This window comes from Ancylobacter moscoviensis (assembly GCF_007559435.1).
GTDB lineage: Bacteria > Pseudomonadota > Alphaproteobacteria > Rhizobiales > Xanthobacteraceae > Ancylobacter > Ancylobacter moscoviensis.
This window is the reverse complement of the sequence record NZ_VMBP01000001.1, coordinates 1,148,342-1,159,597: the sequence shown is the minus strand read 5'-3', so window position 1 is coordinate 1,159,597 and position 11,256 is coordinate 1,148,342. Positions and strand designations below refer to the sequence as shown.

General features: G+C 66.3%; 9 protein-coding genes. 4 read left to right on the top strand and 5 right to left on the bottom strand.

Annotated features, from left to right (window positions below; genetic code table 11):
• From FO470_RS05380 to FO470_RS05370, 3 genes are all read left to right on the top strand, one after another.
• Entirely contained in the window at positions 1–1,308 is a 1,308-nt protein-coding gene (locus FO470_RS05380) for an NAD(P)/FAD-dependent oxidoreductase (RefSeq protein ID WP_210244898.1), read from the top strand.
• Positions 1,309–1,392: 84 nt separating this feature from the next.
• Positions 1,393–1,812, top strand: a complete 420-nt coding sequence (locus FO470_RS05375; protein WP_144341841.1) for a GtrA family protein — start codon at positions 1,393–1,395, stop codon at positions 1,810–1,812.
• Entirely contained in the window at positions 1,809–3,365 is a 1,557-nt protein-coding gene (locus FO470_RS05370; RefSeq protein WP_144341840.1) for a hypothetical protein, read from the top strand. Before FO470_RS05375 ends, FO470_RS05370 begins: the two co-directional genes overlap by 4 nt.
• A gap of 32 nt (positions 3,366–3,397) precedes the next feature.
• Here FO470_RS05370 and rfbA read toward each other — a convergent pair whose 3' ends face one another.
• The 5 genes from rfbA to mscL all read right to left on the bottom strand — a co-directional run bounded on the left by rfbA (position 3,398) and on the right by mscL (position 7,376).
• On the bottom strand, positions 3,398–4,273 hold the full coding sequence (gene rfbA / locus FO470_RS05365; protein ID WP_144341839.1) for a glucose-1-phosphate thymidylyltransferase RfbA: 876 nt from the start codon (positions 4,271–4,273) through the stop codon (positions 3,398–3,400).
• Between the two features lie 13 nt (positions 4,274–4,286).
• On the bottom strand, positions 4,287–5,174 hold the full coding sequence (gene rfbD, locus FO470_RS05360; RefSeq protein ID WP_144341838.1) for a dTDP-4-dehydrorhamnose reductase: 888 nt from the start codon (positions 5,172–5,174) through the stop codon (positions 4,287–4,289).
• Complete coding sequence (gene rfbB, locus FO470_RS05355; protein ID WP_144341837.1) at positions 5,171–6,259, bottom strand: dTDP-glucose 4,6-dehydratase; 1,089 nt, start codon at positions 6,257–6,259, stop codon at positions 5,171–5,173. Before rfbB ends, rfbD begins: the two co-directional genes overlap by 4 nt.
• A gap of 24 nt (positions 6,260–6,283) precedes the next feature.
• Entirely contained in the window at positions 6,284–6,844 is a 561-nt protein-coding gene (gene rfbC, locus FO470_RS05350; RefSeq protein WP_144341836.1) for a dTDP-4-dehydrorhamnose 3,5-epimerase, read from the bottom strand.
• Between the two features lie 112 nt (positions 6,845–6,956).
• Positions 6,957–7,376 (bottom strand): large conductance mechanosensitive channel protein MscL, encoded by a 420-nt coding sequence (gene mscL / locus FO470_RS05345; protein WP_144341835.1) that lies wholly within the window; start codon positions 7,374–7,376, stop codon positions 6,957–6,959.
• Positions 7,377–7,583: 207 nt separating this feature from the next.
• Here mscL and FO470_RS05340 point away from each other — a divergent pair, with 207 nt between their 5' ends.
• On the top strand, positions 7,584–11,123 hold the full coding sequence (locus tag FO470_RS05340; RefSeq protein ID WP_144341834.1) for a PAS domain-containing hybrid sensor histidine kinase/response regulator: 3,540 nt from the start codon (positions 7,584–7,586) through the stop codon (positions 11,121–11,123).
• Positions 11,124–11,256: the final 133 nt, after the last annotated feature.

Here is an 11,256-nt window from a genome sequence, read left to right as displayed (position 1 = left end):
ATGGCAGGCCAGGGAGAGACCGGCAAGATGCGCGTCGTGGTGATCGGCGCCGGCGCCATGGGGCTCGCAGCCGCGTGGCAGGCAGCTCGGCTCGGCCACAGCGTTGACCTCGTCGAGGCCGACAGCCAGGCCGGCGGCATGGCCGCGCATTTCGACTTCTCCGGCCTGTCGATCGAGCGCTTCTACCATTTCGTCTGCAAGTCGGACGCGCCGACATTCGAGCTGATGCGGGAGCTCGGCATCGGCGACAGGATGCGCTGGCGCGACACCTCGATGGCGTATCGCATCGGCGGCAGCCTGCATAAATGGGGCGATCCGATCTCCCTGCTGACCTTTCCCCACCTCGGGCTGATCGACAAGTTCCGCACGGGCCTGCAAATGTTCCTCGCCACGCGGGCGCGGAACTTCCGCAAGATCGAGCCTCTCACCTCCCGCCAGTGGATCGAGGCCGGCTCGGGCAAGACCGTCTACAACAAGCTCTGGAAGCGGCTGCAGGAGCTGAAGTTCTACGAATATGCCGACCACGTCTCCGCCTCCTGGATCGCCACCCGGGTGCGCCGCATCGGCACGTCGCGCAAGAACATCTTCCGGGAACAGCTCGGCTATATCGACGGCGGCTCGCAGACGCTGGTCGACGCGCTCGTGGACGGATTCGCGGCGGCCGGCGGGCGGCTCCATCTCGGCACGCCGGCACAGGAGGTGCTGGTGACGGACGGACGTGTGACCGGCGTCCGCGCCGGCGGGCGCGAATTTCCTGCCGACGCCGTGATCTGCACCGTGCCGACCCCGCTGATCAGCCGGCTGGTTCCCGCCCTCTCGGACACCGACAAGGCCCGCTACGACGCGATCAAGAACATCGGCGTGGTCTGCCTGCTGTTCAAGCTGAAGAAGTCGGTGACGCCGCATTTCTGGGTGAACATCGTGGAGCCGGAGATCGAGATCCCCGGCATCATCGAGTTCTCCAACCTGCGCCCCACGCCGCAGACGGTCGTCTACGTGCCCTACTACATGCCGGTGACGCAGCCGAAATGGGCGTGGGATGACGACGCCTTCATCCGCGAGGCTTTCGGCTACATCAGGAAGATCAATCCGGCGATCACCGACGACGACCTGCTGGACGCCAAGGTCGGCCGCCTGCGTCATGCGCAGCCGGTGTGCGAGCCGAACTTCTACGACAAGATCCCGCCGGTCCGCACGGCAATCGCCGGCCTTCAGATCGCGGACACCTGCTACTACTATCCCGAGGATCGCGGCATCGCCGAAAGCGTGCGCCTTGGACGGCGAATGGCACATGATGTCGCCAATTGATCAGCCACCCGGCCGCCGGCCGATCAGCGCCTTCCCGGTCGCGAGGCGGCGACCTGCATCACACCCGGAGATCCCGAGGCTACGATGCTGACTTCGCTCACTCGCAACCCTTTCATCCGGTTTATCGTCACTGGAGGCATCGCCGCTGGCGTCAATATCGGCTCACGGGTGCTGCTGTCGCTCTATATGAGCTTCGAGATCGCGGTGGTGGTGGCCTATCTCTTCGGCATGACGACGGCCTACATCCTCGCCCGCCTCTTCGTCTTCGAGCGCTCGGGCCAAGCCGTACACCATGAATATATGCGCTTCGCGCTGGTTAATATGGTGGCGCTTGCGCAGGTCTGGCTGATCAGCGTCGGCCTCGCGAACTGGCTCTTCCCGCTGATAGGCTTCGCTTGGCACCCCGACCTCGTCGCCCACACGATCGGCGTCATCAGCCCGGTATTCACCAGCTATTACGGACATAAGCTTTTCACGTTCAGACCGAAGGTATTGCAGCTATGACAAACATCCATGACGGCTCCAGCCCGACAGACATAAAGGTCGCGTCATGGCGTTTCGCATTACTCGGCTTGTTTCTGTTCGTCGCCGGTACAAAGTTTCTTGTCGTCTCGAAATACGGAAGCATCGTTCCTTTCTGGGATCAGTGGGACGCGGAAGGCGCGCTTCTATACAAACCATATATTGAGGGAGGCTTACATTGGCGCACCCTGATTGACTCCCACAATGAGCATCGCATTCTTCTCACCCGCCTGTTCGCGCTCGGTCTGCTTGAACTCGCGGGCGAATGGAATCCGATCCTCCAGATGACCGTCAACGCCCTTTTGCACGCGGCCTTCGCCGTGCTTTTCACCTGGGCGCTGGGGCGCGCGCTTGAACCCGGCCTTCGGCTTCCGCTGGCCATCGCGTCGGGTCTGCTGTTTTCCATCCCGTTCGGTTGGGAGAACACGCTCGCCGGTTTCCAGTCGCAGTTCTATTTCCTGCTGATCCTCTCCTTCCTCGCCTTGATGATCTTCTCGAAAGACGCGGCACTCTCGCTCCCTTGGTGGCTGGGAGTAGCGGCCTGCGCCGGTGCCTATTTCTCCCTGGCCTCAGGTGTGTTCGCGGCCCTTGCTGCTGCATCCATCTGCGCCTTGCAGATCATCGTGGGCGCGCGCCGCAGAACGTTGCGAGAAGGAATCGGCGTCGTCATTCTGGTGGCATTAGTGGTCGCGATGCTCGCCAACATACGCGTTGTCGAACATCACGCATCGCTCAAGGCGCAGTCATTCGAACAGTTCTTTGGCGCCCTATATCCGCTTCTCTTCGCTCCCCTGAAGATCGTTGGCGTGTTCGATAAGCTGCCCGCCTATGGACCCGGCCTGCTGCTGCATTCTCCCCTTATCGTTTTTTGCCTCTATAGCCTGCGCCGCCCAGCCAGCATGTCGAGCTTTCAATGGCTCGTAATAGCGGTGGCAGGGTGGGGGCTGCTGCAAATGGTGTCACTGGCCTATGGACGGGCCGCGGCCGCCACGGCGCCTCGTTACCTCGACCTCGTGATCATTCTCATGCCCCTGAACGTGGCGGCACTGTTCTGGCTAGCCACCCGCCCGACGGTGAATGCATGGCTCGCGAAAATACTGTCGGCCGCTTGGTTCGCCCTCGTCTCCATCGGACTGATCTATTCGGCCGAAGGGAGCGTCAGGAGCGACCTCGAAACGAAGGCCACCCAGAGCGAACGCCAGATGCAGAATGTGCGAACCTATCTGGCTGCCGGTAACCTCGCCGACCTGGACAAGCCATTCCTTGAAATTCCTTACCCAAACTACATCCGCTTGGGCCAGCTCCTTGCCGACCCAACCATCCGATCCGTCCTCCCACGCGAGGTGCTTCCCCCCGGCACTCCTCCCGAGCACTTCGGGAAGAGCGCGACCGAAGGAAAGATGGCAAGGATCACCCGGCTGGCCACACGTCGCGCGCTGCGCGCCTGGCCGTCCCTGATCGGGATTGCCATCGCGCTCTGGTTCCTGAGCGCCATGCTGGGATCCGCAAAGGACGAAACACTCCGCCCGGCGTAGTCCGCCTACTCCGGCGGGATACTACGGCAGGATCAGGCCCCCACCTCGTCCGCGAGCCGGACGAGGTACTTCCCGTAGTCCGACTTCTTCCGCGCCTCGCCCAGCTTGCGCAGTTGGGCGGCGTCGATGAAGCCGGCGCGGAAGGCGATTTCCTCCGGGGCGGCGATGCGCAGGCCCTGGCGGGTCTGGATGACCTGGACGAACTGCGCCGCCTCGATCAGCGAGTCCGGCGTGCCGGTGTCGAGCCAGGCGAAGCCGCGGCCCATCATCGAGACGTTGAGCTCGCCCCGCTCCAGATAGGCGCGGTTCACGTCGGTGATCTCGATCTCGCCGCGCGGCGACGGCTTCAGCGCGGCGGCGATCTCCACGACCCGGTTGTCGTAGAAATAGAGCCCCGTCACCGCGAGGTTGGACTTCGGCTTGAGCGGCTTCTCCTCCAGCGAGATCACCCGCCCGTCCGGGCCCATCTCGGCGACGCCGTAGCGCTCGGGGTCGTGCACGGGATAGCCGAACACGGTGGCGCCGGTCTCGCGCGCCACCGCTTCCTTCAGCAGCTCCGGCAGGCCGTGGCCGAAGAAGAGATTGTCGCCCAGCACCAGCGCCACACGCTCGTCACCGATGAAGTCGCGCCCGACGATGAAGGCGTCGGCGAGCCCGCGCGGGCTGTCCTGCACGGCGTAGCTCAGGGAAATGCCGAAGGGCGATCCGTCGCCCAGCAGGTGCCGGAACAGCGCGCTGTCGTGCGGCGTGGTGATGATCAGTATGTCCCGGATCCCCGCCATCATCAGCGTGGAGAGCGGGTAGTAGATCATCGGCTTGTCGTAGACCGGCAGCAGCTGCTTGGAGACCGCCAGCGTGATCGGGTGAAGCCGGGTGCCGGAGCCCCCGGCGAGGATGATGCCCTTCATGTCGGATCTCGATCTAGGACGCCGGAGAGGCGAGAAGCTGGTCCACGACCTCGGCAGCGCGCTGCTGCCAGGGTGCGGCGCGGAAGCCGATGGCATGGGCGAGCCGGTCGCTGGCGAGTTCGGAATTGGCGGGTCGACGGGCCGGCGTGGGATAATCGGCTGTCGTGATCGGCACCACCTCGGGCCGGCGGCCGGTATGAACCGCGCCGCGCTCGATGATGGCGCGGGCGAAGTCGAACCACGTCGTCGCGCCGGTGCCGGCGAGGTGATAGGTGCCCGGCGCCATGTCGCCGCCGGCCAAAGCCCGGGCGGCGGCAAGCAGTCCCTCGGCAATGTCCTGCGTAGCGGTCGGGCAGCCCCTCTGGTCGGCGACGATGGTCAGCCTGTCGCGCTCGCCCGCGAGCCGCAGCATGGTCTTGAGGAAGTTCGCGCCGTGAACGCCATAGACCCAGGAGGTACGCACGATGAGGTGGCGCTCCACGCCCGCGCGCACCGCCCGCTCGCCGGCCTCCTTGGAGACGCCGTAGACGCCCAGCGGCGCCACGGGATCGCTCTCCACATAGGCGCCCGCCTTGGTGCCGTCGAACACATAGTCGGTGGAGATGTGGATCAGCCCGGCACCGTGCCGCGCGCAGGCGGCGGCCACCAGCCCCGGTGCCGTGGCGTTGAGCAGATGCGCCTTCTCCGGCTCGCTCTCCGCCTTGTCGACGGCCGTATAAGCGGCAGCGTTGATCACGATGTCCGGCCGGTGCGCCGTCAGCGCGACGTCGATCGCCGCCGCGTCGGTGATGTCGAGCCCGGCATGGTCCAGCGCCACCAGCTCGGCGACGCGCCCGGCCGCAAGCCCGGCGATCTCGCGCCCGACCTGCCCACCGGCCCCCAGCAGCAGCACCCGCGTCATTTGGAAAGCCCGATGCGCTGGCGGTCGTAGCGCGCCTTCAGCGGCTCCCACCAGGCGGTATTGTCGAGATACCAGCGCACGGTCTTCTCGATGCCGCTCTCGAAGGTCTCGTCCGGCACCCAGCCGAGCTCGGTCTTCAGCTTCGTCGCGTCGATGGCATAGCGCGCGTCATGGCCGGGACGGTCGGTGACGAAGGTGATGAGCTTCTCGCGCGAACCGATCCGGACGTCGGGAACGATGCGGTCCATGATGGTGCAAATGGTGCGCACCACATCGACGTTCCGCCGCTCGTTGTTGCCGCCGACATTGTAGCTCTCGCCGAGCCGCCCGCGCGTGGCGATCAGGTCCAGCGCGGCGGCATGGTCATCGACATACAGCCAGTCGCGCACGTTCTCGCCCTTGCCGTAGATCGGCAGCGGCGCGCCGTCGAGCGCGTTGAGGATGGTCAGCGGGATCAGCTTTTCCGGGAAGTGGTACGGCCCATAATTGTTCGAGCAGTTCGACATCACCACCGGCAGGCCATAGGTATGGAACCAGGCCCGCACGAGATGGTCGGAGGAAGCCTTCGACGCCGAATAGGGCGAATTCGGCTGGTAGGGCGTGTCCTCGCGGAACAGCCCCTCGTCTCCGAGCGTACCGTACACCTCGTCGGTCGAGATGTGGTGGAAGCGGAAGCGCTTCTGCGCGGCACCGTCGAGGGAACGCCAGTAGCGCAGCGATTCGTCGAGCAGCGTGTAGGTGCCGACAATATTGGTGCGGATGAAGTCGCCCGGCCCGTCGATCGAGCGGTCGACATGCGATTCGGCGGCGAGATGCATGACGAGGTCGGGGCGGAACTCGTGCAGGGCCGCACGGAAGGCCTGCCCGTCGCAAACGTCGGCCTGAAGGAAGCTGTGCCCCGGCAGATTGTGTACCTCGCCCAGGGAGGCAAGGTTCCCAGCATAGGTGAGCTTGTCATAGGTCAGCACCTGACGGCCCTGGCGCACCAGGCGGCGCACGACGGCCGAGCCGATGAAACCGGCACCTCCGGTGACGAGGACGCGCTGGGCCACACCGGGGGTTGTGCTGGAGACGATGCTTGTCATGTAGGCTCTTGTTCCGCAGGAAAATTACAGGACGAAGGGCGTCGCGTAGTCACGCAGCCGTGGCGCCTGGCGGTCCTTGTCCGACAGGACCACCCTGTCCGCGCCCACCGGCCAGTCGATGCCGATATCCGGGTCGTCCCACAGGATTCCGGCATCGTGCGGGCGGGAATAGGGCGCGTCCACCTTATAGGCGACGATGGTATCGGGCTCCAACGTGCAGAAGCCGTGCGCGAAACCGTGCGGTACGAACAATTGCTCGCCCTTTTCCGCCGTCAGCGTCGCACCGACCCACTTCCCGTAGCTCGGCGATCCCTTGCGGATATCGACCGCGACATCGAAGATCGCGCCGCGCACCGCGCGCACCAGTTTCGCCTGTGCCATCGGCGGCGCCTGGAAGTGCAGGCCGCGCACGACGCCCACCTCGCGCGAGAGCGATTCGTTGTCCTGCACGAAGGTGAGGTCGATGCCGAAATCGTCGAAGGCGGACTTCTTGTAGGTCTCGCAGAAATAGCCCCGATCATCGCCGTGCCGTACCGGCTGGATGAGGACGACATCGGGGATCGAAAGGCGTGTGAAGGCAACCATGGATATACGCTCGGTTAGATTGAAAGGCTTCTAACCGGTTTTGCGCCCCTGTCCCAGCCCTCTTTGCCGCACTGCACACACAGCACGGCACTCCCGGCTATTTCAGGCCGGTTCACGCCTTTTTGGCGAGAATATCGCGAATTTCCGTAAGGAGGACCTCCTCCTTGGTTGGGGCCGCCGGCGCCGGCGGCTCGCTCGCCGCGTTGCGGCGCAACCGGTTGATTCCCTTCACCACCATGAACAGGATCCAGGCGATGATGAGGAAGTTGATGACGATGGTGAGGAAGTTGCCGTAGGCGAGCACCGCGCCCTGCTCGCGCGCGGCGGCAAGGCTGGTTGCCGTGACGTTGGACGACAGGCCGACGAAGTAGTTCGAGAAATCGAGGCCACCGAGGATGGCACCGACGATCGGCATGAACAGGTCGGAGACGATCGATTCGACGATCCGCCCGAAGGCGGCGCCGATGATCACGCCGATGGCGAGATCGACCACATTTCCCTTCACCGCAAATTCGCGGAATTCCGTCAGCATCTTCCCCACGTCGGTCCCCCGATTCACCAGCCCGTTCGCTCACTTTGATACGCTCCGCGCGAAGCGGCAACCCTTGCCGTTCGGCGAACGGCGCTCATCTTGCGCGCCGCTTGCCGATCCGCGCCGGCGCGGCGCATAAAGGGATGCCCTAGGGGCCTTCCCGCGAGGGCCCTGCGCTGGCAGGCGGAGCAACAGGCCCGGAGACGCATGCTTCAGGCATGGACTATCATCGTCGTCGCGCTCGTCTATATCGGCTTCCTCTTTGCCGTGGCGAGCTTTGGCGACCGGCGCCTCCCGCGCCGGGGACGTGAGGGCCGCCCCTACATCTACGCCCTGTCGCTCGCCGTCTACTGCACCTCCTGGACGTTCTTCGGCTCGGTCGGCCTCGCCACCACGCAGGGCGTGAACTTCCTCACCATCTATGTCGGGCCGATCCTCGTCTTCGCGCTCGGCACGCCGTTCCTGCTGCGCATCGTGCGTCTCGCCAAGGCGCAGAACATCACCTCGATCGCCGATTTCGTCGCCGCTCGCTACGGCAAGAGCCAGGGCGTGGCGGCGCTTGTGGCGTGCGTCGCCATCGTCGGCTCGCTGCCCTACATCGCCCTGCAGCTCAAGGCCGTCTCGGCGTCCCTGCTCGCCATGCTCGGCGACTTCGAGGGGCTCGGGCTGCATTACCCGATGGTCGGCGACCTCGCGCTGACCATCGCCGTGGCGATGGCGGTCTTCGCCGTGCTGTTCGGCACCCGCCACATCGACGCAACCGAGCACCAGGAAGGGCTGATGCTGGCGGTGGCGACCGAATCCATCGTCAAGCTGGTCAGCTTCCTGATGGTCGGCCTGTTCGTCGTCTTCGGCATGTTCTCCGGGCCTTTCGACCTGTTCGAGCAGGCCGCGGCAAAGGGCGTGCTGCCGACGCTGACGGAAGGCTCCTCGGTCGGCAGCTGGGCCGCGATGACGCTGCTGTCGGCCCTCGCCATCCTGCTGCTGCCGCGCCAGTTCCATGTCGCGGTGGTGGAGAACACCTCCGAACAGGAGATCCGCAAGGCGAGCTGGCTGTTCCCGCTCTACCTCGTCCTCATCAACATCTTCGTCATCCCCATCGCGGTCGCCGGCCTCGTCGCCTTCCCGCCGGGTTTCATCGACGGCGACATGTACGTCGTCACCCTACCGCTTTCGGTCGGCGCACACGCCATGGCGCTCGTCGCCTTCGTCGGCGGCCTGTCGGCGGCGACCGCGATGGTCATCGTCGAGACGGTCGCGCTGGCGGTGATGGTGTCGAACGACATCTTCATGCCGCTGATGGTGCGCGGCCGGCGCCTGCGCGAGGCCGAGGAGGCGGGCCGCGCCAGCGCTCAGCCCGACGCCGTCGACATGGGCCACCGGCTGCTGACGGTGCGCCGCATCGCCATCGTCGCCATCCTGCTGCTGGCCTATCTCTACTACCGCGTCACCGGCGAGGCGCAGCTTGCCCAGATCGGCCTGCTCTCCTTCGCCGCCGTCGCCCAGTTCGGCCCCGCCCTGCTGATCGGGCTGGTCTGGCGGCGCGGCACCGCGCGCGGCGCATTGGCCGGCATCGCCGCGGGCATCGCGCTGTGGGCCTACACGCTGATGCTGCCCAATCTCGTCGATGCCGGGCTGTTCGCCACCACCCTGCTCGAGCGGGGCCCGTTCGATCTCGCCATGCTGCGCCCGCAGGCGCTGTTCGGGGTGCAGGCCAACCCGCTCGTGCATGGCGTTCTGTGGAGCCTCAGCGTCAATGTGCTGGTGTTCTTCGCCGTCTCGCTGATGCGCCAGCCGACGCCGATCGAGCGGCTGCAGGCCAGCGTCTTCGTGCAGAGCGAGCACGCCCCCTCGGCGCCGAGCTTCCGCCTCTGGCGCTCGCCCGTCACCGTCGGCGAGCTCATCGCCACCGTCTCGCGCTATCTCGGCGAAGATCGCACCCGCGCCTCCTTCGAGAGCGTCTCGGCGATGCGCGGCGTCTCGCTGGAGCCGAACCGCGAGGCCGATTTCCAGCTCATCCGCTACGCCGAGCACCTGCTCGCCTCGGCCATCGGCGCGGCCTCCTCCCGCCTCGTGCTGTCGCTAATGCTGCGCAAGCGCACCGTCTCGACCAAGGCGGCGCTCAAGCTGCTGGACGATGCCTCGGCCGCCATCCAGTACAACCGCGAGATCCTGCAGACCGCGCTCGACCATGTCCGCCAGGGTATCGCGGTGTTCGACCGCGACCTCAGGCTCGTCACCTGGAACCGCCAGTTCGGCGAGATGCTGGACCTGCCGCCGGAAATCCTGCGCATCGGCGTCGGCATCGACCAGATCATCCGCTTCAACGCCGCCAACGGCCAGTTCGGCCCGGGACCGGTCGAGGAGATCGTACGCGAAAAGCTCTCCCGCTACGCCCGCCGCAACGTCGCCTTCCAGGAGCGCCTCGCCCCCCGGGGCGTGGTCATGGAAGTGCGCGTCAACACCATGCCCGATGGCGGGGTGGTGGTGACTTTCACCGACATCACCCCGACGGTGGAGGCCGCCGAAGCGCTGGAGCGCGCCAACGAGACGCTGGAGCGGCGCGTGCGCGAGCGCACCAAGGCGCTGGAGAAGCTCAACACGCAGCTCGCCCAGGCGAAGTCCGAGGCGGACGAGGCCAACATCTCCAAGACCCGCTTCCTCGCCGCCGCCAGCCACGACATCCTGCAGCCGCTCAACGCGGCGCGGCTCTACGCCACGAGCCTCGTCGAGCGGGCCGAGGCCGGCGAGGAAACCCGGCTGGCGCGCAATGTCGATGCCTCCCTGGAGGCGGTGGAGGAGATTCTCGGCGCCCTGCTCGACATCTCGCGGCTCGACGCCGGGGCGCTCAAGCCGGACATCGCACCGTTGCGGCTCGACGAGATCTTCCGCCAGCTCGAGCTCGAATTCGCGCCGATGGCGAAGGAAAAGGGATTGCGCCTGACCTTCGTGCCGAGCACGGCGGCGGTTCGCTCGGATCGCCGGCTGCTGCGCCGCCTGCTGCAGAATCTCGTCTCCAACGCCATCAAGTACACGCCGCGCGGCCGCGTGCTGATCGGCGTGCGCCACCACCACGGCCGGCTGCGCGTGCAGGTGCTCGATACCGGCGTCGGCGTGCCGTCGGGCAAGCAGAAGCTCATCTTCAAGGAGTTCCAGCGGCTCGACGAGGGCGCCAAGGCCGCCCGCGGACTGGGGCTCGGCCTCTCCATCGTGGAGCGCATCGCGCGCGTGCTCGACCATCCGATCTCGCTCACCTCCATCCCCGGCAGAGGCAGCGTGTTCACCATCGAGGTGCCCTCCGCCCCGCCGATGCCCGCCATGGAGGAGCCCTCGCCCCGCCCGGCCGCGCCGGTGGCGACGCTTCAGGGCCTCAACGTGCTGTGCATCGACAACGATCCGGCGATCCTCGACGGCATGGAGACGCTGGTCTCGGGCTGGGGCTGCCATGTGATCAAGGCGCCAGGTATCAGCGAGGCCCTCGCCGTGCTGCGCGAGCGCCGCGCCGTGCCGGACGTGCTGCTGATCGACTACCACCTCGACAAGGGCGACGGCATCGATGCCGCCAAGCAGCTGCGCTGGAAGCTCGGCCAGTCGCTGCCGGCGGTGCTGATCACCGCCGACCGCTCGAAGCGCGTGCGCGACGGCGCCCGCGCCACGGAGATGGCCGTGCTCAACAAGCCGGTGCGACCGGCCGCCCTGCGCGCCTTGCTCGCCCAGTACCGCGCCACCCGCGCGGCGGCGGAGTAGACGAGGCTCACCACAAGAACGGCGTCATGACTGGGCTTGGCCCGGCCACCCACGCCTTTGGATCAGCAAGCAAGACGTGGCTTCCCGGGCCAAGCCCGGGAATGACGGCCGGCAGAGTCGATCCGGGATCGCT